Here is a 21,658-nt window from a genome sequence, read left to right on the forward strand (position 1 = left end):
CGCGTTCGCGTGAAGTGAGGAAGACCCATGCCGCAGATCCCCTGCCCCATCCCGCGCTGTGACCGCGTCATGCCCGGCCACCTGCGTATCTGCACCGCCTGCGCCGCACAGCTCGCCCGGAACCTCGGGGACGTGCCCGCACTCGCACGCGAGCTGGAGACCACGGCTACCAGGCAGGCGCGCACCGGCACCGGCGCGGGATCCGGCGAGACGCCGTTGCAGTGGGACGAGCGTGCCCGCGCCGCCGAGCACGACCTGGTCGTGGTTCTCACCTCGTGGGGCATGGTCCTCCAGCAGGGCATGCCGCCGATCATCGGGCCGATCTGCGCCACCGACTGCCGCCACGCCACATGCCACGCTGCGGGCCTGGCACACGGGCCCAGGGCAGACACCCTGCCCTCCGTCTCTCGCTGGCTCCTGCGCCATCTCAGGGCCATACAGGCGGCACCTGATGCAGCACGCATCGCCTCCGATGTCGCTCGGGCCGTACACGCTTGCAGACGGGCCATAGACCGGCCCCCGCCGCTGCTCTACGCCGGACTGTGCGACGCCTGCGCCACGCCCCTGTACGCCCGCCTGGGAGCCGCACAGGTGGCATGCCCGCGCTGCCTCGACCCGCACGGCGGCAGGATCCGCTACGACGTCACCACCCGGCGGGACTGGATGCTCGCCAGCGTCGAGGACATGCGACTGCCCGCCGGAGACATCGCCCGCGCCCTCACCTCGCTGGTGCGTCCCATTGACCCGGCGCTGATCTACACCTGGCGTGCTCGCGGCCGGCTCGCCCCGCACGGCGTCGATGCCCGCGGCCGGGCGCTGTACAGGGTCGGCGACGTCCGCGACCTGATGGACCGCACCGCACCCAAGGAACCTGCTGTCACGGCGTGCCCATCGCCTCACGCGCTCGATAGATGAACCGCTCCACCTCGGAGCGATACCGGCGGTTGGCCCCGTCGAACCGCTCCCGCGCTGCAGCGTTGCCCTGCGCGATCTCCCACAACGCGCTATTGCAGTCCGCCGCCGCCTGCTGAACGGCCCCGGCCAACTCGGCGACAGCGGCCGGCCCTTCGAGCTGCACCACCCGCGCGCACCTGGCCAACGGATCGAACGCGTCCCGCAGCGTCTTGCGCAGGTCCTGGATCCGGGCCTCCTGCACGGCCGGGTCCTTCACCTGCATGTACACGTCCCCGAGCCGGAAGTAGTGCTCGCCCACGATGTGCGCCTGCCCGATGAACTCCAGGTACGCCGCACGGCGGGACTCGCGTAGCCGCTCGTGGTGCTGCGCGTACGCGGACGCCTCGGCCTGGATTCGCGCGGCACGCGCATTCCCCAAGCTGGTCACCCAACCGGCGAGCACCGCCGTTGCGCCGGTCAGGATCGCCACCCATACCGTGCTGTCCACCTAGGCCTCCCTTGAACCGTCCCCGTGGACTCATCGCCCCATCCCCGGCGCGCGAGCGGTCACAGTTCGGTGGCGCTTGGCATGGTGCTTGCCCAGCCAATCAACGCAGTGACATGCTGTAGCTCACTACCCTCGCCACACGTGGCGCAGGACGAGGCCCGCCAGAGTGCGGGCCTTTCGCATTCCCACCCCGCCACCCACCACCCCTCCCTGGATGGCGCACAGCCGTGAGGTCCCCGCCCTGCCCCCGCCCGGCGGGGGCCTCACCACCACGGACCGGAGGCGACAGCACGATGGCCAAGCGCGGCCGAAGCGGCCGGGCCTACCGTGTGCTACGCGCCCATGTACAGGCGCAGCCCTACGGCTGGACCTGCTGCCGCTGCGGTCAGCCCATCAGCCCCGACTACCCACCCCGGCACCCACGGTCATGGAGCCTCGACCACCTCGACCCGCTGTCCCGTGGCGGGTCGCTGCTCGACCCCGAGCGCGCCCGGGGCGCCCACTACGGCTGCAACAGCAGCCATGGCCGGTCACTGCAAACCGCAGAGCCCCAGTCCCGCGCATGGTGACCAAGAAACGTCGCAGGTCAGAGAGGTTTTTAAGTGATCAAGACGAGGCGGAAGACCCCGCGGTCGCCCTTTTTCTCCCCCCGCGCCCCCGGGTGCCGGGGTCGCGCCAGGGGGTAGGGCATGCCGCCCCGTGGCCGGAAACTGGCCGCCGTTCCTGCGGGACGGCGGCGGGAGCGCCCGCCCGATCTCCGGGATGCGGTGCGGGCGGCCCTGGAGGGGATGGACTGGTTGAGGCCGTCCGATGGCGCGCTGAAGGCGCTCGCTGTGCGCCAGGCGGAGGAGATCGAGAAGGCGGTCGAGCGGGCGGAGGAACTCGCCGAGCTGCGCCGGGAGTTCGCCGGTGACATGGCCGCGCTGCGTCGCCTGCAGAAGCTGGAGGCGATGTGCGAGGTGACCAAGACGGTCGGCTGGCTGGGACCGCAGTTGCAGGGCGTGTTGCGGGATCTGGGCGGGACTCCGGCCGCGCGGGCGGCGATGAAGGCGGACAAGCCGATCGGAGGGCGTCTTGCGCAGCTCCGTGCCGACGCTGCTGGGCAGCACGACTCCTAGGTTGTGGACTCCGCCGCTGGTGAGCGGCCCTGCGGGGCCGTGCGGGTGCGGATGCGCGTTGACGCCGGCGACGTCGCTGGGGTACTCGGCGGTGGCGTTCAACGAGGACGTGCTGCGGGTCCGGTTGATCCCGTGGCAGCGCTGGCTGCTGATCCACGCCCTGGAGCTGCGCCCCGGTGGCCGTTTTCGGTTCCGCACGCTGCTGGTCATGGGGGCCCGGCAGAACGGCAAGACGACGCTGGTCGGTGGTAAGAACCTGTGGAAGATGGCGGTGCTCGGGGTGCCGCTGGTGATCGGGACGGCGCAGAATCTCGACATCGCCGAAGAGGCGTGGGAGGCGGCCGTCGAGATCGCCGAGTCCACGCCGGATCTGGCCGCCGAGATCGCGCATGTGGACCGCACGAACGGCAAGAAGGCGTTGCGGCTGGCCAACGGCTCCCGCTGGAAGATCGCGGCGGCGTCCCGCAAGGGCGGGCGCGGGCTGTCGGGCGACGATGCGAATCTCGACGAGCTGCGCGAGCATCAGACCTGGGCGGCATGGGCGGCGGTGTCGAAGACCACGATGGCGCGGCCGAACGCGCAGATCTGGGCGTTCTCCAACGCGGGCGATGACCGTTCGATCGTGCTCAACGAGCTGCAGGCACAGGCGCGGGCGGCGGCGCTGGATCCGGGCCTCGGCCCGTCGCTGGGCCTGTTCGAGTGGTCGGCGCCGGACGATGTGAAGTGCACGTGCGGCCGGCCAGAGAGCAAGCACCTGGCGGACTGCCGGTTGCAGGACCGGCGGGCGTGGGCGCAGGCGAACCCCAGCTTGGGCTACACGATCACCGAGGAGGCGGTCGCCTCGGCGCTGGCCACGGACCCGGTGCCGGTCTTCCGCACCGAGGTGCTGTGCCAGCGGGTGCCCAGCCTGTCCGGCGAGTGGTCGGTGATCCCGCGGGCGGCGTGGACGCCGCTGGCCGATACGGCGTCCCAGCCGGGCCGGGTGGTGGCGTTCGCCGCGGACATCAACCCGGAGCGGTCGCATGGGGCCATCGCCGTCGCGGGGCGCCGCGGTGACGGGCTGTGGCATGTGGAGGTCACACGCAGCGGCGATGGGGTGCTGGATCACCGTCCGGGCACCGCGTGGATGGTGCCCCGGCTGCTGGAGCTGGTGGGGCGGTGGACGGTATGCGCGGTCGTCATCGACCCGGCCAGTCCGGCGGGGTCGCTGATCGCGCCGCTGGAGGCGGCCGGCGTCGAGGTGGTCAAGCCCAGCGCGCGGGAGCACGCGCAGGCGTGCGGCGCGCTGTATGACGCGGTGGTGCCTCCCGAGGAGGGGGCCCCGGACTGGCTGCCGACACTGCGGCATCTGGGTCAACACTCGCTGCAGGCGGCGCTGGCCGGGGCGGTGCGGCGACCGCTTGCGGACGCGTGGGCGTGGGATCGCACGGCGGCGACGGCCGAGGACGGCCAGGTGGTGCCGGTGGACATCTCCCCGCTGGTCGCCGCCACGCTGGCGCTGCACGGACACGCGACGCGGGCGCATCTGTTCACCGACTACGACGTGCTCGACAGCGTGTTCTGAGAGGGGGCGTTCGGTGCGGGAGAAGGTGACGACGCTGCTGGACGTGGTGGGGCTGCTGCTGATCGCCGCCGGTGTCGCCGCGCTGCTGCTGCCGGTGGCCGGGTGGGGTGCGCTGACGGCGGCGGGCGTGGTGGTGCTGGCCGGGTCGTGGTGGGCCACCCGCCAGGGTGGGGCGGCGCGGTGAGTCTGTTCGCCCGGCGGCATTCGGCGGTCACCGGCCCCGATCCGCTCATCCCGCCGCGGCCGGGTGCCGCGCGCGGCACGGTGGCGGTGACGAACGAGACCGCGCTGCGCCACTCGGCGGTGTGGGCGTGCCTGCGGCTGCGCGCCAACCTGGTGTCCACGATGCCGGTGGACGTCTACCGGCGGGTGGGCAGGGTGCAGGTGGAGGTGCCCGCGCCGCCCGTTCTGGTGACCCCGGGCGGGGAGCGGGTGGGCATGCTGGAGTGGCTGTACTCCACGCAGTTCGACCTGGACCGGTCGGGCAACACGTTCGGGCTGATCACCGCACGGGACGGGCTGGGCCTGCCCGCGCGGATCGATCTGGTGCCGCTGGCCGAGGTGAGCGTCATCGTCCGGGGCGGGGAGCTGTGGCGATATCGGATCGGCGGCACCGAGTACACCCCGGACCAGGTGTGGCATGAGCGTCAGTACACGGTGGCCGGGCTGCACGTGGGGCTGTCGCCGGTGGCGCACGCAGCCTGGTCGATCGGCGAGTACCTGTCCATTCAGGAGTTCGCGCTCGACTGGTTCGGCGGCGGCGCGATGCCGGCGGCGCACCTGAAGAACACGTCGAAGATCCTCACCAAGGATCAGGCCGCCGATGTGAAGCAGACCTTCCGGGCGTCGGTGAGCACCGGCGAGGTGTTCGTGACCGGTTCGGACTGGGAGTACAACATGCTGCAGGCCGAGCAGGCCGGAAGCGACTGGTTGAACGCCAAGCAGTACGGCGTCGCGGACGTGGCTCGGTTCTTCGACTGCCCCGGTGACCTGATCGACGCCGCGGTGTCCACCGGCTCCATCACGTACGCGTCCATCACGCAGCGGAACCTGCAGTTCCTGATCATGCATCTGGGGCCTGCGATCGTGCGCCGCGAGGACGCGCTGAACCGGCTCACGCCCCGGCCGCGATATGTGAAGTTCAACGCCGGGGCGCTGCTGCGGATGGACCTCGAAGCGCGGTCCCGCGCGGTGCACACCCGCATCGTCTCGCGCACCCTCACGCCGAACGAGGCCCGTGAGCTGGAGGACCTGCCGCCGCTCAGCGAGGAGCAGTTCGCCGAGTTCGACCGGCTGTTCGGCAGCGCCAACAAGCAGCCCACCGCGTCCACTGCGACATCTCCGGGAGCATCGTCATGACGGATCTGTCCGAGCTGCGCGTCGCCGCGGCGGCCGAGCGCGCCGCCGCGGCCCGTTCGGCGCCGATGGATCGCCCCCGGGACCGTCCGGAGGCGCCGGAGGTCAAGTTCGCCTCCAGCCTGCGCGCGAAGAAGGTCGAGCGTGACGGCCAGCAGTGGTTCGAGGTCGAGGGCTACGCCAGCGTGTTCGAGCGTGGGTATGAGATGTGGGACATGTTCGGCCCCTACACCGAGGTCGTGAGCGCCGGCGCGGCGGACAAGACGCTGGCGGCGTCACCCGAGGTGGTGTTCCGGCTGAACCACGCCGGCACGCCGATGGCGGGCACTCGCAACAGCAGGCTGGAGCTGTGGGCGGATGAGACCGGCCTCGGTGAGCGCGCCTGGTTGAACCCCAAGCGCGCCGATGTGCAGCTCCTCATCCAGGCGATCGAAGACGATGACATCAGGGAACAGAGCTTCATGTTCCGGATCACGTCGGGCCGCTGGTCGCCGGACTACACCGAGTACCGCATCGACGCCGTCGACCTGGACCGCGGCGACGTCGGCCCGGTCACCTACGGCGCGAACCCGCACACCACGATCTCCGCCCGCTCGGGCGAGTTCCTCGCCTCCATCCCGAGCCTGCCGCTGCTGGCGGCCCGCGAGGCGTACGAGCGGCTCGGGCAGCGGCTGGACGTGGCCGCGTCCTTGCGCGCCGCCCCGCCGCCCGCACCCGCGCCGACCGGACCCTCGGTGGCGTGGCTGCAGGCCCAGCTTCTCGTCGAACGTGCCACCACCGATCTCTGAACAAGGCCCGCGCGGCAGATCGCCCGCGCGAACCCGCACCATGCCGTCCGGCAGATCGCCCGGAGGCCCATTCCCGTCGCCGCGGCAGATCGCCCGCGCCCCGGGGTCACCGAAACCGATCTACCGGAAGGAGCCGTGCCATGGGCACGACGATCGACGACCTCATCGCGAGCATCGAGGTCGAGAAGGAAGCCGCGCAGAAGCGGCACGCCAAGGCCCTGAAGGAGGCCGAGCTGATCCTGGCCAAGGCCCAGCAGGAGGGACGTTCCCACCTGACCGAGGAGGAGGCCGAGCGGGTCGAGGAGCTGAAGGAGGCGCGCGCCAAGGCGAAGGACGACCTGGCGGGGGCGGAGCGGAAGCTGACCGAGGCGAACGAGGTCAAGGCGGCCGAGATGGAGCGCGACGAGCAGCAGCGCGCCATCACCCCCACCCAGGCGCGCAAGCCGGGCGGCAACCGAGTGCAGGTGATCAGCGAGGAGCGCACCTACCGCAAGGACACCGACCCCTACGGCAAGGGCTTCCTGCTCGACGTCTCACGCCAGTTCCTGTTCCAGGACGTGGAGGCGTCCCACCGCCTCCAGCGGCACATGGCCGAGGAGCGGGTGGAGCGCGCCGAATACATGCAGCGCGCGGTCGGCACCGGCGCGTTCGCCGGGCTGACGGTGCCGCAGTACCTGACCGACATGTACGCGCCCGCCACGGCGGCACTGCGCCCGTTCGCGGACGTGTGCAACCGGCACCCGCTGCCCGAGCAGGGCATGAGCGTGAACATCTCCCGCATCACCACCGCCTCCGGCGCCGCGCTACAGGCGTCGGAGAACTCCGCGGTGCAGGAGACCAACATGGACGACACGCTGCTCACGGTGAACGTTCAGACCGCCGCCGGGCAGCAGACCGTCTCCCGGCAGGCGATCGACCGCGGGACCGGCATCGAGGACGTCACGATGCAGGACCTGTTCAACCGGGTCGCGACCGTCCTGGACAACACGCTGATCAATCAAGCCACCACCGGCCTGACCAACGTCGCCCAGTCGAACACCTACACCGACGCTTCCCCGACCGGTGCCGAGCTGTACCCGAAGATCCTGGGCGCGGCGGCCGGGGTGGAGGCGGCGCTGCTGGCGATGGGCCGGCCCACCCACGCGGTGATGCACTCCCGCCGCTGGTACTGGCTGTCCTCGCAGATGTCGGCCACGTGGCCGCTGATCAACTGGTCCGGTGTCCCGGTGCAGGCGGGCGGCACCGCCAACAGCGGCAGCAGCTACGCTTCCGGGCCGCGCGGCGTGCTGCCGTCCGGCCTGGAGGTGATCGTGGACAACAACATCGCCACCAACCTGGGCAGCGGCACGAACGAGGACGAGTTGTACGTCGTCCCCGCGAGCGAGTGCCATCTGTGGGAGGACCCGGCGGCGCCCCTGTTCATCCGCGCCGAGCAGCCCGCCGCCGCGTCCCTGGGCGTGCTACTCGTGGCGTACAGCTACTTCGCCTACACCTTCGGCCGCTACACCAACGGCATGCAGAAGGTCGGCGGTACCGGCCTGGTCACCCCGGTCTTCTAAGGAGCGGGGCATGGGACTCAGGCCCGTGTTCGGCGACACGGTGCTGTCTTCGGCGGCCCGTGGCGCAGGCACGCATGTATCGGGGCCGGCCGCCGCCGCCGGAATGGCGGCGGACGTGCTGCTGATGGTTCACGTCACCGCCGTCTCCGGGACGCCGACCCTGAACTGTTCGCTGGAGCAGTCAGCGGACGGCTCATCGTGGTCAGCGGTGCCCGGAAGTAGCACCACTCAACTCACTGCTGCGGGAAACGCGGTGGCCGCAGCGGGTGTCACGGCCAACTTCGTCCGCATCACTGCCACGGTGGCCGGGACCACTCCCTCGGTGACCTTCAAGGCCGCCTTGCTGGTAGTGCCCGAGTAGGGAGGAGATGAACCGGCATGAGCACCGATGATCCGATGATCGCCGCGCTGCTGCGGGAGCGGGACGGCCTGGTGCGGCGCGGCCTGGATGACCGGGTGGCGCAGGTGGACGAGCAGCTCGCCGCGCGTGGCCACACGCCGCCCGGGAACGACTCGCAGACGGCTCCAGAGCCATCCGAGAGCGGATCGGAGGCGTCGGCGGCCACAAAGGAAGCGAACGCACGTTCGACGCCTCCACGGGGCCGTAGAGCCTCGCGCAAGGACACGACGTAGGCGTGGCCCACGAATACGCCGATCTGGCGACGTTGAAGCTGTCTCTCACGATCACCGCGACTGCCGACGAGCCGCTTCTGACGCGAGCCCTGGCCGCCGCCTCCCGTGCGATCGACAAACGGTGCGGGCGGCGGTTCTGGCTGGACGATGACCCCAGTGCGCGGATCTATCACTCGCGCGGCCGAGTGGTGCGGGACGAGCGCGGGGAACTGCTGCTGATCGACGACATCGGCAGTCTGGCCGGGCTGGCGGTGGAGGCCGGCGCGGGCGGGTCGTGGTCAGCGGTCGCCGGTGCCGAGACGCTGCCGGAGAACGCGCTCGCACAGGGCCAGGCCGTCACGGGCCTGCTGCTCGCGTCCGGCACGTGGGGCACCGGCACCGGCCGGGTGCGGGTCACCGCCCGCTGGGGGTGGCCGTCCGTGCCCGAGGAGATCGAACAGGCCACCCTGCTGCAGGCGGGACGGCTCTACAACCGCAAGCACTCACCCGCCGGAATCGCCGGGTCGGAGAACTGGGGCTTCCTGCGGGTGCCGCAACTCGACCCGGACGTGCGGGTGATGACCGACCCCTACATGAAGCCGGGATTCGCCTGATGGACGTGAACACCGTGTGCACGGCACTGGCCGATCAGGTACGCGCGGGTGTGCCGTCGCTGAACTGCTTCGGCCACATCCCCGACTCCACCCCTGTGCCGTGCTTCTTCACCGGCGAGTACGACATCGAGTACGACAAGGCCACCGACCACGGCATGGACGAGGCCGCGATCACCTGCTACGTGCTGGTCAGCCGGACGGACATCCGGTCCGCCCAGGAGAGCCTGAGCCGGTTCGCCGCCGGGAGCGGCCCGCTGTCGATCAAGGCCGCCATCGAGACGGATCGGACGCTCGGCGGCGCGGTCGAGGACATCCGCGTCATCGACTTCCGGACGCTCGGCGCGGAAGAACTCGACCTCGATGACCGGATCGGCGGGGTGTTCACCGTACGAGCGCTGGCCCAGAGCGAGACTGAGTGATGGCGGCCGACTACCGTGAGCGCGCCAAGCAGAAGGCGCAGGCTCGCGCCAAGCGGTTCGCCCGGCGCAACCCCGGCGTCGCCGAGCTGCGCAAGCTGATCGGCGAGGTCGGTGGGCTCCCCGCCGACATCCGGCGGGAACTGCGTCCGATGCTGAAGGTGGCCGGGCAGAAGGCGCTGACCGATGCCCGCGCGAATGCGTCCTGGTCGAAGCGGATCCCGCGCGCCACCCGCCTGTCGGTGTCGTTCTCCAAGCGCCGCGCCGGGATCGCCTTGCAGACCAACAAGAACCGCGCGCCGCATGCCAGGCCGCACGAGCACCAGGGCCGGGGCGGGTACTTCCGCCACCCGGTCATGGGCAACCGGCGCAACTGGGTGCGACAGAAGGCCCGGCCGTTCCTGTGGCCCGCCGCTGCGCCGTTGATGCGCGGTATCGACGAGCAGATCGGCCAGGCCGCGGACGAGGCGGCTCGCAAGCTCGGCTTCAAGTAGATCGGAAGGACCACATGCCTTTTGACGCGCGGCTGCTGGTGCAGCTCACCGCGAACCTGACCAGCGGTCTCGACCTGACCACGGTCAGCGCGCCGCTCAACTGGGGTCGGCAGCCCACCCTGACCAATGGCGCGGGTGCCGGCCAGGCCGATCTCATCTGGTCGGACAAGCGACAGATCGCGGGCTCGGCAACGGACAGCCTGGACCTGGCGGGCGCGCTGACCGGCCCGCTCGGCGGCAGCCTGACCTTCGCCCGGATCAAGGGCCTGCTCGTCGCCGCCGCTGCGGGCAACACCACCGATGTCCGGATCACCCGCCCGGCCGCCAACGCCGTGCCGCTGCTGAGCGCGGCGGGCTACATCCCGGTCGCGCCCGGCGGCCTGTTCGTCTGGTACGCGCCCACCGCCGCCGGAGTCGCCGTCACGGCGGGCACTGCCGACCTGATCGACATGGTCAACGGCGGCGCCACGGCGGCGGACTACGACGTGGTCATCATCGGCGCGGCGACCTGACGGAGGGACACATGGAGATCGAGAAGACGTGGATCCGGCACCCGAACATCGACGACGGCGAGCGGGTCATCCAGGTCCCGAAGGAGGGACTGCCGCACTACCACCGCTCCGGCTGGCAGGAATGCGACGCCCCACCTGACCGATCCCCCTTCGCCCACGAGGCCCGGCCCCCGGCTGGGACTTCTTCATCAGAACCACCCGGCGACCAGCTCAGCGAGCAAACCGAAGCCCCGGAATCCCCGGGGCTTTCGCATGTCCAGGGCAAGCCGGCCGCGCGGCGGCGGGCGAGCAAGGAAAGGGACGAGTAGATGCCTGCCACGCCGATCGCGACCGTGCAGCGGTACTACCCGAAGGGGCAGCTCAAGTGGCTGTTCGTCGCGTCGATCGCGAACAAGGCCGCGCCGACGCGCTCTGAGATCAACGCGGGCACGGATCTGTCCAAGCAGGTCGCCGCGTACGACGGATGGTCGGTGTCCACGAGCTTCGTGAACACCCCCGACGTCAACAGCCGATTCACCTCGAAGATCGTGGGTGCGATCGAGGCCGAGGACTCCTCCCTGACGATGTACCTCGACCCGTCCGGCAGCGACGCGCGGACGCTCATGCCGCAGGACACCATCGGCAACATCATCCGCATGGACGCCGGGGACATCGCCGGGCGGAAGATGGACGTCTTCCCCATCCAGGTCGGCTCGGTGTCCAAGCCGTTCGAGGAGGACGGCGCGGTCACCGCGGTCTTCAGCTTCGCGATCACGGACGAGCCCGCCTCCAACGTCACCATCCCGGCGTAGGCGCACGCGATGGCGAACCTGATCTCCAAGGACGCGCTGTGGCAGGCAACTGCGGACCTGCCATGGGAGGACGTCTCGATCCGCAAGCCTCCCCATGACGAGGTCATCGGCGTGATGAGGCTGCGCGGGCTGACCGGCGAAGAGGTCAACGAGTGGCAGGACAGGGCGGTGCACGTCAAGGGCCGTACCCGCAAGCAGTCCCGCCACGCCATGGCCATGCTCATCGTCGCATCGGCGATCAACGAGGACGGCAGCCAGTACTTCGAGCCGCGAGAGACGATGAAGGTCTCCCAGATGCCCGGCTATGCCCTGAACCAGCTCACCGACGTGGCGCTGAAGCTGTCCGGTCTCGGTGACGACGAGGACGCCCGGGAGCTGGTCGAGGATTTCGGCGACGACCCGAGCGACGGCTCCACTTCAGGCTAGCCCTGGCCATGGGCATGCCGGTCGCCGAGATGCTCAGGCGGATCTCCGGCCGTGAACTCGCCGAATGGGCGGCGTTCGAGGAGCTGTACGGCCCGGTCGGAATCGAGGCCCGCCTTGATCGGGCGGCGGCGCTGATCGCCGAACGCCTCACCAACAGCCTCACCAAGCAGCGGCCACGGCCCAAGGTCGAGGACTTCCTCCCGGCGTGGGGGCGCACACCCGTCGAGGGCTATGACCGGGAGGAGGACGATGGCCAGGACCTTCCGTAACCTCCAGGTCGCCCTTGGCGTCGTCTTCTCCGACCGGGGCATCGGCGCGTTCGAGAAGAAGATGCGTGCCGTTGAGCAGCGCCTCGACAGGGTCGATCGGGTCGCGCGGGCCGGTGCCGGGCTGGGGGCGCTGGCCGGGGCCGCCACCTCCGCCGGGGCGGCGCTCGCTCCGGCGGCCGGGGCGGTGCTGGCCCTGCCCGGCGCGCTGAGCATCGCCAAGACTGCCACGGCGACGATGAAGGTCGCGCTCATCGGCATGGGCGAGGCCATGACCGCCATCGCCGAAGGCGACGCCGCGGCTCTGGATGAGGCCATGGTAAAGCTGTCGCCGAACGCGCGGAAGTTCGCGTCGGCGGCCGACCAGGTGTTCGGCTCGCTCAAGGCCGTGCAACAGGCGGTGCAGGATCGGGCGTTCGCCGGGCTGGACCGGGAGTTGCGGCCGGTCGCGGACAACTTGCTGCCCACCATCCGTAGCGGGATGGTCGGTGTCGCGGACGGCTTCAACGCCGGTGCGAGGGAGGCGGCCAAGTTCGCGCAGACGCCGGTGGCCAAGGGCGCGGTGAACCAGGTGTTCGCCAGCACCGGCCGGGTGATGGGCATGCTCGCCGACGCGACCAGGCCCGCCCTGTCGCTGATCACGCAGCTCACCGTGAAGTCGCTGCCGCTGGCGGAGCGGATGGCGTCCTGGGCGGTCAACGGCGTGAAGGCCGGGGCGGCGTTCGTCACCAGTGAGCGGGGCGCGGCGGGCCTGGAGCGGACCGTGGACCGCGCCGGGGAAACCCTGGCCCAGCTCGGCCGGATCGGCGGTAACACGATTCGCGGGCTGATCGGCGTGTTCTCCCAGGCCAAGGGAACCGGTGATGGCCTGCTGGACACCCTGGAGCAAGGGACGGCCCGGTTCGCCGAGTGGTCGCGCAGCGTGGAGGGCCAGCGGCAGTCTGCCGAGACGTTCCGGCTGCTACGGGACATGGCCGTGGCCGTGGTGGACGTGCTGCCGCTGCTGCTCGGCCCGCTGGGCGCGTTCGTCAAGCTCATCAACGGGCTACCCGAACCATTACGCGACGGCGCGGTGCAACTGCTCGCGGTCGCGGTCGTCACCGGCACACTGACCGGCCGCCTGCGGCCACTACTCACCCTCCTGTCCGGCCTGGGCAACGTCGTGCGCCCGCTCGCCACCCGCATCGGCGACACCGCGGCGGCGATGCGTGACGCGGACGCCCCGGCGCAGACGCTGCGCGATCGCCTCAACGGCGTGGGCGGGGCAGCCGGGCGGGCACGGGGACTGCTGTCCGGGGCTGCCGGGCTGCTCGGTGGCCCGTGGGGCATCGCCATCACCGCCGGGATCGCCGCGCTGACCTACTTCGCCACCCGCAACGACGAGGCCGAACAGCGGGTGCGCGACCTGACGGACGCGCTCAAGGACGACGCGGGAGCGCTCGGCGAGAACACCCGGGCCCACATCGTGAACCGGCTGGAGCGCGAGGGACTGCTGCAGCTCGCGCAGAAGCACGGCGTGGACGTGCGGACCTTCACCAACGCCACCCTTGGCGAGACCAGTGCCATCCGCGCCGTGAACCAGCAGCTTTCCCGCTATACGACGCAGGTCACGATCGCCGGGTACGCCACCGGCGGCAGCTCTAAGACGATGACCGTGCTGACCGACGACGCTCAACGGCTGAACCTGGCCATCGTGGGCACCAACGGCGACCTCGCGCAGGCCCGCGAGTCGTTCCGCCGGGTGGACACCGCGATGGGCGGTACGGCAGGGGCCTCCAGCCGGACGGCGAGCGGCATCGACGACGTCGGCACGGCGGCGGAAAATACCGCGGGGAAGGTGGACGCCCTCAACCGGCGCCTGGCCAAGTTCCGGTCGCTGAACGGGGATGCGGACCTGTCCGCGATCGCCGTGCGCGACAGCCTGGAGGATCTCAGCGAGGCGTTCGCCAAGAACAACATCAAGATCGACCGGCGCACCGGCTTGATCGACATCAACAACAAGAAGGGCCGCGAGGCCAACCGCATCCTGATCGACTCGATTCAGACCGTTGTCGATCACTCGGACAAGGTCCACAAGCAGACCAAGAACGTGGACAAGGCCAACGCCGTCTTCTCGACCGAGATCACCCGGCTGCGCGGCGTGCTGGAGCAGTCCAACCTGTCCAAGGCCGCGATCGACCGGCTGATCCGCCGGTACGCGACCATGCCATCCGCGATCAACGGCGCGACCGGGAAGATCAAGAACCGCAAGGTGCTGATCGAGGTCAAGGCGGCGGGCAAACTGGTCGGGTTCAGGGTCAGTGTCGGCGGGTCCTCCGGCACCGTGCTGAACGCCTCCGGCGGCATCCTGGACGCCGGCGTGCTGCCCGGCTACACGCCTGGCCGCGACCCGCACATGTTCTACTCACCGACCGGTGGCGCGCTTGGCCTGAGCGGCGGCGAGGCGGTCATGCGCCCGGAGTGGACGCGCGCGGTCGGACCGGCCGAGGTCGAGCGGTTGAACGCCGCCGCCCGCCGCGGCGGCGTGACCGGGGTGAAGCGGGCACTGGCCGGGGGCGTCGGCCCGGCGCACATGCGCGGCGAGGGCGCGTTCTCCGCCTCCGGCGGGATCATCCATGCCGACCGCATCACCGGTCTGTCCTCGGTGGAGGCCATGGCGTCGCGGGCCAATGCGCTGTATGGGAACTGGGCCGGTCAGATCGGCCAGCGCGTATCGAAGATCGTCGATCGGATGTATCAGGACGCGGCCAGCGGCGGACCCAAGGTCGCTCGGGCGCTGACCTGGGCGCGGACTCAGGCGGGCAAGCCGTACATCTGGGGAGGCGTGGGCCCGCGTGGGTACGACTGCTCCGGCTGGTGGAGCGTGCTCCTGCGGAAGATCAAGGGGCTGAGCCCCCTGCACACGCGGATGTTCACCACCTACAGCTTCGGCGCCCGCTCCGGCCCTGGCGGGTTCATCCGTAACCACCCCAGTCCGGTGCGGGTCGGTGTCACCGACGCGGGTGTGGGGCACATGGCCGGAAGCCTGGGCTCGGTCGCGACCGAGTCCTCCGGGTCACGCGGCGTCCGGGTGGGCGGCGGCGCCCGAGGCTACAACAACGGCCTGTTCACCCGCTGGTACGGCCTCAAGATGGCCGATGGCGGCGTGCTGTCCTTCGACGAAGGCGGGGTGTGGGAGCCCGGCCGGGTCGGCTACAACGGCACCTCCAAGCCCGAGTACGTCTTCAACGACCGGCAGATGCGTGAAGGTGTCGGGGGCGGCATCACGATCCAGAAGCTGGAACTGCACTTCGCCGACGACCGCAACATGTACGAGAAGGGCCGGGAGTTCGCCGAGGGCCTGCGCGAGTACAAGCGCCGCGGCGGGAAGCTGCCCACGCCATGACCCAGGCACCGGACATGCCCCGCCTGGTGGTCGACGTCGCCTTCAGCGTGGGTGCGAACCTGGGCACGGCGCTGCACCTGGACGACGCCAGCCGGGGGCGGCTGGACACCGGCACGCTGGCCACCTCCGACACCTGGGTGGAGGTCTCCGCCGACGTCAAGGTGCCCTCCACGCGGACCCAGCGCGGTTCCACGCGCGTGGAGTCCCCACTGATCCACTACGAGCCCGGTAGCGCCACGGTGGTCATGACCGACCCCGACCGGCGTTTCGACCCGACGAACCTTGCCGGGCCGTACGTCTCCGGCGGCCGAAGCCAGGTCACCGCCATGCGGGCGATCCGGCTGCGGGCTGTCTGGGACAACGTGGCCTACCCGCTGTTTCGTGGCTTCGCCGACTCCTGGGACCTGGACTGGGGGCCCACGCTGGCGACGGTGACCGTCCCGTGCACCGACGCCTTCAAGGCGCTGGCCGCCAAGCGGCGCAGCGCGGTCGCGCCTGCGGGGGGCGGGGAGAACGTCGCGGCCCGCATCCACCGCGTCCTCGACTCGGCGGACTGGCCGGCCGAGGACCGGCTCATCGGCACCGGTAGCACCGCGTTGCAGGCGACCACCTTGGAGGGGGATCCGCTGGCCGAGGCGCGGCTCGCGGTGGACAGCGAGATCGGCGAACTGTACGCCGACGCCGAGGGACGGGTCCGCTTCCGCGGGCGCCTGGCGCTGCTGACCGACCCCCGCTCGGCGACCAGCCAGGCCACCTTCGGCGCCGAGCCCGGCGTGGTCGAGCTGCCGATCAGCACCGATGACGCGCAGCTCTACAACGAGGTGAAGATCACCCGCGTGGACGGCGCCGAGCAGGTCGCGACCGACCCCGGCTCGATGGATGAGTTCCTGCCGCACACCTTCGAGCGCTCTGACCTGCTGATGACCACCGACGCCGAGGCCGCCGACTACGCCGCCTGGCTCCTCTACATCTCGGCCGAACCGGAAGTGCGGTTCGACAAGATCGTGATCTATCCGCGCCGGAACCCGGCCGTGCTGTGGCCGCAGGTCCTCGGCCGGGAGATCGGCGACCGGATCACCTGCGTGCGCGTCCCGCCGACCGGCGGGGATCCCGTCGTGCGCGACTGCTTCATCCGCGGCATCGAGCACGAGGTGGAAGACCAGCGCTGGAGGACCACGTGGCATCTCCAGTCCGCGACCAAGATCGGGTCGTTCCTGACGCTGGACCACCTGACCACCGGCCGTCTGTCCTTCAACGCCCTGGCCTACTGAGGGGGGAACGTGGTCTTCAAGACCTTCAACGCCGGAGACGTGCTCACCGCCGCCGACGTCAACGGCTACTTGATGCAGCAGTCCGTCATCGTGTGCACCTCGGGCACCCGGCCCGGCAGCCCGGTGACGGGCATGACCATCCTGGAGACCGACACCGGCCGGTACATGCTGTGGGACGGCTCCTCATGGGTGCCGACCGCCTCGATCGGCGTGGTCAAACCCTCGGACGAATCGGTCACCAGCAATATCAGCCAGCAGGACGACAACCACCTGACACTGCCGGTCGCCGCGAACACCAACTACTGGGTGGACGCCTACGTCATCTACGACGCGCTCGCCGCCGCCGACATCGCGCTCGGCTGGACCGGCCCGGCCGGTGCCACGATGAACTGGATCGCCGACGGCTACGGCGGCGGCACCGCGCTGACCGGCGACTCGGCCACCCCCGACGGTGTGAAACGCAGCAACTTCACCATCTCCCAGACCCCCAGCATGGGCGGTGGCGGCTCGGGCGTGAACTTCGTCGTCGCCCCGCGCGGCGTTCTTCAGGTCGCGGGAACGGCGGGCGCGCTGACGCTGCGCTGGACCCAAGGGTCCAGCAGCGCGACCGCCACCAGGGTCCGCGCCGGCTCCGCCCTGAAACTGACCCGGTTGTCATGAACCGGCTGCGCGCCCTGGAACGCCATATCGGCTACCGCGGCAGCGTGCTGCTGTTCTTCGCGCTGTGGTCGCTCGGCAACGCCGCCCGTCTGGCGTGGCCGCCGCCGGAGGTCGCCGCCGGACCGGCGTTCGCCTACCTGGCCTCGATCGCGCCGCTGTCGGCGCTCGCCGCCCCGTGGGCGCTGGTCGGGGTGCTGTGCCTGGTGCAGGCGTTCACCGTCGCCGACACGGCGGCGTTCGCCGCGTTGTCGGGGCTGCTGGTGGCCTGGGCCGTGGTGTACCTGGTCGGCGGGCTGCTCGGCGCGATCCCGCAGGCGGCGTGGGCGGTCATCATCCAGGTGGTGGTCGCCGGGCTGGTGCTGCGGATATCCCGCTGGCCCGAACCCTCGCGCGGGGCGTGATGGATCCGGCCATCATCGTCGCGCTCATCGGCGGCGCGTTCGGGCTGGTCAGCATGGCCTACACCGCGCGGCAGTCGAGGCAGGCCAGCCGGGACCGCGCCGATCAGGACGCCCGGCTGTCTCGGCTGGCGGCCGAGGACGGCGCCTACCAGCGCAGCGCGGCGTTCGACCAGGCGACGCAGCAGCGGATGCAGGCCGAGATCGACCGGCAGGCCGAGCAGATCCGTGTGCTGCAGCGCCGGGTGACCCGGCTGACGCGGCAGCTCATCGCAGCGGGCTTGGTGCCCGACGACGACAGGGAGGTGCAGGGCTGATGGCCGGGCTTTTTCCGTTGCGCATCGACCAGGGGGCCACGCTGGATCGGCTGATCACCTGGACCAATGCGGCGGGCGTCCCGATCGACGTGACCGGCTGGTCTGCGGCGATGCAGATTCGCGAGCGGGCGGGCGGCGCGCTGTACGCGGAGCTGTCCACCAGCGGCGGGCAGATCATTCTGGGCGGCGCGGCCGGGACGATCCGGCTGCGAGTGGCTGCCTCGGTGACCGCCGAGTGGGTGTGGGAGCGCGGCTCGTACGACCTCGTCCTGAGTGACGCCGACGGGCAGAAGACGCGGCTGCTGGAGGGCCCCGCGATGCTGAGTGCGGCGGTGACGGTCTGATGGCCGGCCCGGACGTCGTCACCATCGCCGATCTGACGGTGGCGGTCGCCGAGCGGACCGTCGAGACCGTCAGCGTCGGCTACACGCAGATCACCAGCGAGGGCTCCCATAGCCATACGGCGGGGCAGGTCGGCGCTGACCCTGCGGGCACCGCTACGGCGGCTGTGTCCGCGCACACGGCGGCGAGCGACCCGCACCCCGGCTACCTCACCCAGACCGAGGCGGATGCCCGGTATGCCGCGCTGGGGGCCTCGGGCGCGGTGTTCCCCCTGTCGGGCTACGGCCTGACGGCTGCAAGCGGTGACCCGCTGACCTTCCTCGCCGCGGCGCAGGTGTCCTCGGGCCAGGTGATCCTGACCCGCTGCTGGATCCCCGCCAACACCGCCGTCACGAACGTGTGGTGCGCGGTCCGCGAGGGCGGGACCTACTCCACGTCCGCCGTCCCCAACCGATTGGGCGTCTATGACGACGACGGCGTGCAGGTGGCGGTGACCGCGGATGACAGCACGCTGTGGTCCGCCAACGGGTGGCGCGGCGGCGCGCTGGTCGGCGGCGCGGTGTCCGCCCAGGCGGCAGGCCGGTTCGTGTATCTGGGCGCGATCTGGGGTGGGTTCTCGGGGGTGGCTATCCCCTTCCCGAGTAGCGCGTCGGACTCGCAGGTGCCGTGGTTCTCGACCGGCGTCGGGGTGAGCAAGCGACGGGCGATGTACAGCACCGGGCAGTCCGGCCTGCCCGCTTCGTTCAACCCGGCCAGCTTCGGGATCGCGACCACGTTCTTCCCGCTGATCGGCGTCTCCTAGGAGGGCTATGACCGTCATCGAGAGCCGCGCGTCATGGGGCGCCCGGCGCCCGCGCTCCACGAGCTACCTGGCCTCGGCGCGCGGGGTGAAGGCGCACTACACCGGCGGACACGTGGATCCGGCCACCCTTACCGACCATGACGCGTGCCGGGTCGCGGTGCGCGGCATCCAGCGCGGCCACATGAACGGCAACGGCTGGTCCGACATCGGTTACAGCATGGTCGTCTGCGGGCACGACCGGGCGATGATCGGCCGGGGCCCGCACGTGCTCCCGGCCGCCAACGGCGCGGGGCTGAACTCCGGCCACTACGCGATCCTCGTCCTGGTCGGCTCCTCCGGCGTCACCCAGATCACGCCCGCCATGAAGAAGGCGTTCCACGGTGCCCGCGACTACCTGCGCGAGCGCGGCTCGGCCGGGCCGGAGGTCAAGGGGCACCGGGACGGCTACGCCACCGACTGCCCCGGCCCGTCCGTCTACGCCTGGGTCAAGGCGGGAGCACCCCTGCCAGCGGACCCACCGAAGCCACAGCCGCCGGATCCGGCGGCCCCACCCGAGGAGGACGAGGAGATGCCCGAGATCGTGTCGCTGGGTCTGGAGGACGAGGTCGTCGTCCCGCCCGGTGTGGACTACCAGCCGTGGTGGACGGCCGAGTGGAAGGACACTGCAGGGTGGCACCCGCCGGGCGGGCAGTCCATCGCCCCGAACACCGATGTGTGGGCGGACGTCGTCGCACACGTCTCGCTGCGCGGCTTCACCCCCGGCGACTTGGTGCGACTGGGCCTGACCCGGCATCAGGCGGACGGGACTCTCGTGGACGTGGCCTGGCCGAACGGGCGGCTGTGGACGGTCCGAGCCGACCTCGACGGCCGGGTGGAGCACGACCTCGCCGGGCACTTCAAGCTGTCCTCCGCCAACCGCGCCAGGGTCAGTGTCCGGCACGCCGCGGCGGGCGAGGTGGTGTTGGAGACCGCGAGCGCGTTCAAGGGCATCCTGCACCGCTACGCCTGACCCTCGGACACCCAGCCCGGCCCATCGCCGCCGGGCTTCCTCATTCCCGGACCCGCTTGGAGGGGTCATGAAGATCTCGAAGTACTGGAAGAGCCTGCTGGCCGTGGTCGGCGCGGTCGTGGTCGCTGGGGAGGCGGTCGTGGGGGACCTGGTCATCACCCCGGACGAGTGGGTGAGCCTCGGTATCGCGCTGCTCACCGCGCTGGGCGTGTGGGCCGTCCCCAACGCGCCCGCTGGCGACGGTGAGCCGTACGGCGGGGGCGCGCACCGCGGCCGGGACCTGTCCGGCCTGTAGCTCCCGGTGCCGCACTGCACCGACAGAAGAGAGCCCCCGTTCCCATCCTGGGAACGGGGGCTCATCGTCGTGCCTGGCGTCTCATCCATAGGTGCCGGTACCGGGCTCGTCGTCCTCGTACAGGAGGCTGCGGCCGGGTGGCGGGTCGTCAATCGGCAGGTGAGAGCGCAGGAAACCGTGCCGTTGCAGCAGCGCCGCGAACTTCTTCCCGACCTCGCTCAGGACCTTCCCGTACCCGCGGCAGAGGGGGCAGGTTTCCCGCTCGGGTGTGGGGGGCCGGTCGTAGTGGTGGTTGTCGAGCGCCTTCTCGGCGGCGGCGACCGCCGGTGGGACGTCGTCCGGTGGTCGGCTGCTGGGTTCGCCGTGGAGGCTGACGACGACGCTCAGTCCGGTGGCGGGCAGGTCAGGCGGTAAACCGGCCTGTTGGCGAGCTTCGCGTGCGTCGTCTTCGAGTTGGCGCAGGCGTTGCCGCCAGGCGTACCAGGCGGGATTGCGGAGGAGGCCGGTTCCGTCGCAGGGGTCGCAAGGTTGTTCGAGATCGGTGATGAGGGAGTGCTGGGGGCCGGCGTCATTGCCGGGTTTTGCAGGTGTCACGAAGCGGACGGTACGCCGATGAACACGAGGCGACAAGGCGGTGAACGAACAGGAATGCCGATGTGGTAGGAGGTCTTGCCGGATAGTGGTTCGGGGCGTACCGTCCCTATTCACGTCCTGTGTCTGATCTCCGTACTCAAAGTGTGGAGCGTGCGGGCACCCGACAGCAGAACGCCCCCGCTCCTCCTGAGACGGCGGGGGCGCACTGTACGGCGGGGCGCGGACAGAAGTCAGGCGGCGACGGTGGCCCGCGCGCCGTTGACGGCGGTCTTGAACTCACTCCCCGCCTTGAACACGGGCACCGTCTTGGCGGGGAGGTCCATCGCCTGGCCGGTGCTCGGGTTCCGGCCGATCCGGGCGGCCCGGTCCACGGCCTCGAACGCGCCGAAGCCGGTCACGGCGACCTTGCGGCCAGCGGCCACCTCGGCCTGAATGACGCCGAGCAGCGCGTCGACGACCTCGCCGACGTCCTTCTTGGACTGCGCGGTGAGGTCCGCGACGGCGGTGATGAGATCGGACTTGTTCATGGTCTCTCCTGGGTGTTGGTGGTGGGGTGGTCCCGCCTGCGCCCTCCGCAGGCGGGACCGGGTGGAGCTGACTGCTCCGGACACGCGCCCGCACAGAGCCGGGCGCGATCCGCAACGTCAGCGTCGCTACCGGCGGCGTC

29 protein-coding genes are annotated in these 21,658 nt (G+C 70.8%); 26 read left to right on the forward strand and 3 right to left on the reverse strand.

Going from position 1 to position 21,658, the window contains the following annotated elements; all coding sequences use genetic code 11:
• Window positions 1-27 precede the first annotated feature (27 nt).
• Window positions 28-915, forward strand: a complete 888-nt coding sequence (locus P3X83_RS24695) for a hypothetical protein (protein ID WP_277307573.1) — start codon at window positions 28-30, stop codon at window positions 913-915.
• Here the strand turns inward: P3X83_RS24695 and P3X83_RS24700 are convergent.
• Window positions 878-1,402, reverse strand: coding sequence for a hypothetical protein (locus P3X83_RS24700; protein ID WP_277307574.1), 525 nt, complete (start codon window positions 1,400-1,402; stop codon window positions 878-880). The genes P3X83_RS24695 and P3X83_RS24700 overlap by 38 nt on opposite strands.
• A gap of 689 nt (window positions 1,403-2,091) precedes the next feature.
• Between P3X83_RS24700 and P3X83_RS24705 the strand changes: the two genes are divergently transcribed.
• The 25 genes from P3X83_RS24705 (at window position 2,092) to P3X83_RS24825 (ending at window position 20,397) form a co-directional block, all read left to right on the forward strand.
• On the forward strand, window positions 2,092-2,520 hold the full coding sequence (locus P3X83_RS24705) for a hypothetical protein (protein ID WP_277307575.1): 429 nt from the start codon (window positions 2,092-2,094) through the stop codon (window positions 2,518-2,520).
• Window positions 2,521-2,578: 58 nt separating this feature from the next.
• Window positions 2,579-4,084 (forward strand): hypothetical protein, encoded by a 1,506-nt coding sequence (locus tag P3X83_RS24710; RefSeq protein WP_277307576.1) that lies wholly within the window; start codon window positions 2,579-2,581, stop codon window positions 4,082-4,084.
• A 13-nt stretch (window positions 4,085-4,097) separates the two neighbouring features.
• Window positions 4,098-4,268, forward strand: coding sequence for a hypothetical protein (locus tag P3X83_RS24715; RefSeq protein WP_277307577.1), 171 nt, complete (start codon window positions 4,098-4,100; stop codon window positions 4,266-4,268).
• Window positions 4,265-5,443, forward strand: a complete 1,179-nt coding sequence (locus tag P3X83_RS24720) for a phage portal protein (protein WP_277307578.1) — start codon at window positions 4,265-4,267, stop codon at window positions 5,441-5,443. Before P3X83_RS24715 ends, P3X83_RS24720 begins: the two co-directional genes overlap by 4 nt.
• Window positions 5,440-6,228 carry an HK97 family phage prohead protease gene (locus P3X83_RS24725; protein ID WP_277307579.1) on the forward strand — a complete coding sequence of 263 codons (789 nt, stop codon included), beginning with the start codon at window positions 5,440-5,442 and terminating at the stop codon, window positions 6,226-6,228. The genes P3X83_RS24720 and P3X83_RS24725 overlap by 4 nt, the downstream gene beginning before the upstream one ends.
• A gap of 140 nt (window positions 6,229-6,368) precedes the next feature.
• Window positions 6,369-7,787: a hypothetical protein gene (locus P3X83_RS24730; protein WP_277307580.1), complete on the forward strand. Its 1,419-nt coding sequence runs from the start codon at window positions 6,369-6,371 to the stop codon at window positions 7,785-7,787.
• 10 nt (window positions 7,788-7,797) lie between these two features.
• Window positions 7,798-8,148 carry a hypothetical protein gene (locus tag P3X83_RS24735; RefSeq protein WP_277307581.1) on the forward strand — a complete coding sequence of 117 codons (351 nt, stop codon included), beginning with the start codon at window positions 7,798-7,800 and terminating at the stop codon, window positions 8,146-8,148.
• Between the two features lie 17 nt (window positions 8,149-8,165).
• A complete protein-coding gene (locus P3X83_RS24740) occupies window positions 8,166-8,420 on the forward strand; it encodes a hypothetical protein (RefSeq protein ID WP_277307582.1) in 255 nt (84 codons plus the stop codon).
• Between the two features lie 2 nt (window positions 8,421-8,422).
• Window positions 8,423-9,013, forward strand: a complete 591-nt coding sequence (locus P3X83_RS24745; RefSeq protein ID WP_277307583.1) for a hypothetical protein — start codon at window positions 8,423-8,425, stop codon at window positions 9,011-9,013.
• A complete protein-coding gene (locus tag P3X83_RS24750) occupies window positions 9,013-9,432 on the forward strand; it encodes a hypothetical protein (protein ID WP_277307584.1) in 420 nt (139 codons plus the stop codon). The genes P3X83_RS24745 and P3X83_RS24750 overlap by 1 nt, the downstream gene beginning before the upstream one ends.
• Window positions 9,432-9,923: an HK97 gp10 family phage protein gene (locus P3X83_RS24755; RefSeq protein WP_277307585.1), complete on the forward strand. Its 492-nt coding sequence runs from the start codon at window positions 9,432-9,434 to the stop codon at window positions 9,921-9,923. The genes P3X83_RS24750 and P3X83_RS24755 overlap by 1 nt, the downstream gene beginning before the upstream one ends.
• A 14-nt stretch (window positions 9,924-9,937) precedes the next feature.
• Window positions 9,938-10,435, forward strand: coding sequence for a hypothetical protein (locus P3X83_RS24760; RefSeq protein WP_277307586.1), 498 nt, complete (start codon window positions 9,938-9,940; stop codon window positions 10,433-10,435).
• A gap of 11 nt (window positions 10,436-10,446) precedes the next feature.
• Complete coding sequence (locus P3X83_RS24765; protein ID WP_277307587.1) at window positions 10,447-10,743, forward strand: hypothetical protein; 297 nt, start codon at window positions 10,447-10,449, stop codon at window positions 10,741-10,743.
• Entirely contained in the window at window positions 10,744-11,226 is a 483-nt protein-coding gene (locus P3X83_RS24770; RefSeq protein ID WP_277307588.1) for a hypothetical protein, read from the forward strand. It begins immediately after the preceding gene.
• Between the two features lie 9 nt (window positions 11,227-11,235).
• Complete coding sequence (locus P3X83_RS24775) at window positions 11,236-11,652, forward strand: hypothetical protein (RefSeq protein ID WP_277307589.1); 417 nt, start codon at window positions 11,236-11,238, stop codon at window positions 11,650-11,652.
• Window positions 11,653-11,660: 8 nt separating this feature from the next.
• A complete protein-coding gene (locus tag P3X83_RS24780) occupies window positions 11,661-11,921 on the forward strand; it encodes a hypothetical protein (protein ID WP_277307590.1) in 261 nt (86 codons plus the stop codon).
• Complete coding sequence (locus P3X83_RS24785; RefSeq protein ID WP_277307591.1) at window positions 11,902-15,303, forward strand: hypothetical protein; 3,402 nt, start codon at window positions 11,902-11,904, stop codon at window positions 15,301-15,303. The genes P3X83_RS24780 and P3X83_RS24785 overlap by 20 nt, the downstream gene beginning before the upstream one ends.
• The gene (locus P3X83_RS24790) at window positions 15,300-16,574 is read left to right on the forward strand and encodes a hypothetical protein (RefSeq protein WP_277307592.1); all 1,275 of its coding nucleotides are present in this window, start codon (window positions 15,300-15,302) and stop codon (window positions 16,572-16,574) included. The genes P3X83_RS24785 and P3X83_RS24790 overlap by 4 nt, the downstream gene beginning before the upstream one ends.
• A 9-nt stretch (window positions 16,575-16,583) precedes the next feature.
• Window positions 16,584-17,234, forward strand: a complete 651-nt coding sequence (locus P3X83_RS24795) for a hypothetical protein (RefSeq protein WP_277307593.1) — start codon at window positions 16,584-16,586, stop codon at window positions 17,232-17,234.
• Complete coding sequence (locus P3X83_RS24800; RefSeq protein ID WP_277307594.1) at window positions 17,231-17,635, forward strand: hypothetical protein; 405 nt, start codon at window positions 17,231-17,233, stop codon at window positions 17,633-17,635. The genes P3X83_RS24795 and P3X83_RS24800 overlap by 4 nt, the downstream gene beginning before the upstream one ends.
• The gene (locus P3X83_RS24805; RefSeq protein ID WP_277307595.1) at window positions 17,635-17,949 is read left to right on the forward strand and encodes a hypothetical protein; all 315 of its coding nucleotides are present in this window, start codon (window positions 17,635-17,637) and stop codon (window positions 17,947-17,949) included. The genes P3X83_RS24800 and P3X83_RS24805 overlap by 1 nt, the downstream gene beginning before the upstream one ends.
• Window positions 17,949-18,293: a hypothetical protein gene (locus P3X83_RS24810; RefSeq protein WP_277307596.1), complete on the forward strand. Its 345-nt coding sequence runs from the start codon at window positions 17,949-17,951 to the stop codon at window positions 18,291-18,293. Before P3X83_RS24805 ends, P3X83_RS24810 begins: the two co-directional genes overlap by 1 nt.
• Entirely contained in the window at window positions 18,293-19,093 is an 801-nt protein-coding gene (locus tag P3X83_RS24815) for a hypothetical protein (protein ID WP_277307597.1), read from the forward strand. Before P3X83_RS24810 ends, P3X83_RS24815 begins: the two co-directional genes overlap by 1 nt.
• 7 nt (window positions 19,094-19,100) lie before the next feature.
• Complete coding sequence (locus P3X83_RS24820; RefSeq protein ID WP_277307598.1) at window positions 19,101-20,102, forward strand: peptidoglycan recognition family protein; 1,002 nt, start codon at window positions 19,101-19,103, stop codon at window positions 20,100-20,102.
• Between the two features lie 67 nt (window positions 20,103-20,169).
• Window positions 20,170-20,397, forward strand: coding sequence for a hypothetical protein (locus P3X83_RS24825; protein ID WP_277307599.1), 228 nt, complete (start codon window positions 20,170-20,172; stop codon window positions 20,395-20,397).
• 81 nt (window positions 20,398-20,478) lie between these two features.
• On the opposite strand, the gene P3X83_RS24830 is transcribed toward P3X83_RS24825, so the two are convergent.
• The gene (locus tag P3X83_RS24830; protein ID WP_277307600.1) at window positions 20,479-20,991 is read right to left on the reverse strand and encodes a hypothetical protein; all 513 of its coding nucleotides are present in this window, start codon (window positions 20,989-20,991) and stop codon (window positions 20,479-20,481) included.
• A 230-nt stretch (window positions 20,992-21,221) separates the two neighbouring features.
• A complete protein-coding gene (locus P3X83_RS24835) occupies window positions 21,222-21,518 on the reverse strand; it encodes an HU family DNA-binding protein (RefSeq protein ID WP_277307601.1) in 297 nt (98 codons plus the stop codon).
• Window positions 21,519-21,658: the final 140 nt, after the last annotated feature.

The sequence above is a fragment of the Spongiactinospora sp. TRM90649 genome, from assembly GCF_029382225.1.
Taxonomy (GTDB): domain Bacteria; phylum Actinomycetota; class Actinomycetes; order Streptosporangiales; family Streptosporangiaceae; genus Spongiactinospora.

What these genes read in the sequence shown, in the direction of transcription:
- P3X83_RS24695 (WP_277307573.1), top strand. Translation starts at nt 28, where the DNA reads ATGCCGCAGATCCCCTGCCCCATCCCGCGCTGTGACCGCGTCATGCCC.
- P3X83_RS24705 (WP_277307575.1), top strand. Translation starts at nt 2,092, where the DNA reads ATGCCGCCCCGTGGCCGGAAACTGGCCGCCGTTCCTGCGGGACGGCGG.
- P3X83_RS24725 (WP_277307579.1), top strand. Translation starts at nt 5,440, where the DNA reads ATGACGGATCTGTCCGAGCTGCGCGTCGCCGCGGCGGCCGAGCGCGCC.
- P3X83_RS24730 (WP_277307580.1), top strand. Translation starts at nt 6,369, where the DNA reads ATGGGCACGACGATCGACGACCTCATCGCGAGCATCGAGGTCGAGAAG.
- P3X83_RS24735 (WP_277307581.1), top strand. Translation starts at nt 7,798, where the DNA reads ATGGGACTCAGGCCCGTGTTCGGCGACACGGTGCTGTCTTCGGCGGCC.
- P3X83_RS24740 (WP_277307582.1), top strand. Translation starts at nt 8,166, where the DNA reads ATGAGCACCGATGATCCGATGATCGCCGCGCTGCTGCGGGAGCGGGAC.
- P3X83_RS24750 (WP_277307584.1), top strand. Translation starts at nt 9,013, where the DNA reads ATGGACGTGAACACCGTGTGCACGGCACTGGCCGATCAGGTACGCGCG.
- P3X83_RS24755 (WP_277307585.1), top strand. Translation starts at nt 9,432, where the DNA reads ATGGCGGCCGACTACCGTGAGCGCGCCAAGCAGAAGGCGCAGGCTCGC.
- P3X83_RS24760 (WP_277307586.1), top strand. Translation starts at nt 9,938, where the DNA reads ATGCCTTTTGACGCGCGGCTGCTGGTGCAGCTCACCGCGAACCTGACC.
- P3X83_RS24765 (WP_277307587.1), top strand. Translation starts at nt 10,447, where the DNA reads ATGGAGATCGAGAAGACGTGGATCCGGCACCCGAACATCGACGACGGC.
- P3X83_RS24770 (WP_277307588.1), top strand. Translation starts at nt 10,744, where the DNA reads ATGCCTGCCACGCCGATCGCGACCGTGCAGCGGTACTACCCGAAGGGG.
- P3X83_RS24775 (WP_277307589.1), top strand. Translation starts at nt 11,236, where the DNA reads ATGGCGAACCTGATCTCCAAGGACGCGCTGTGGCAGGCAACTGCGGAC.
- P3X83_RS24780 (WP_277307590.1), top strand. Translation starts at nt 11,661, where the DNA reads ATGGGCATGCCGGTCGCCGAGATGCTCAGGCGGATCTCCGGCCGTGAA.
- P3X83_RS24785 (WP_277307591.1), top strand. Translation starts at nt 11,902, where the DNA reads ATGGCCAGGACCTTCCGTAACCTCCAGGTCGCCCTTGGCGTCGTCTTC.
- P3X83_RS24790 (WP_277307592.1), top strand. Translation starts at nt 15,300, where the DNA reads ATGACCCAGGCACCGGACATGCCCCGCCTGGTGGTCGACGTCGCCTTC.
- P3X83_RS24800 (WP_277307594.1), top strand. Translation starts at nt 17,231, where the DNA reads ATGAACCGGCTGCGCGCCCTGGAACGCCATATCGGCTACCGCGGCAGC.
- P3X83_RS24805 (WP_277307595.1), top strand. Translation starts at nt 17,635, where the DNA reads ATGGATCCGGCCATCATCGTCGCGCTCATCGGCGGCGCGTTCGGGCTG.
- P3X83_RS24810 (WP_277307596.1), top strand. Translation starts at nt 17,949, where the DNA reads ATGGCCGGGCTTTTTCCGTTGCGCATCGACCAGGGGGCCACGCTGGAT.
- P3X83_RS24815 (WP_277307597.1), top strand. Translation starts at nt 18,293, where the DNA reads ATGGCCGGCCCGGACGTCGTCACCATCGCCGATCTGACGGTGGCGGTC.
- P3X83_RS24820 (WP_277307598.1), top strand. Translation starts at nt 19,101, where the DNA reads ATGACCGTCATCGAGAGCCGCGCGTCATGGGGCGCCCGGCGCCCGCGC.
- P3X83_RS24825 (WP_277307599.1), top strand. Translation starts at nt 20,170, where the DNA reads ATGAAGATCTCGAAGTACTGGAAGAGCCTGCTGGCCGTGGTCGGCGCG.
- P3X83_RS24835 (WP_277307601.1), bottom strand. Translation starts at nt 21,518, where the DNA reads ATGAACAAGTCCGATCTCATCACCGCCGTCGCGGACCTCACCGCGCAG.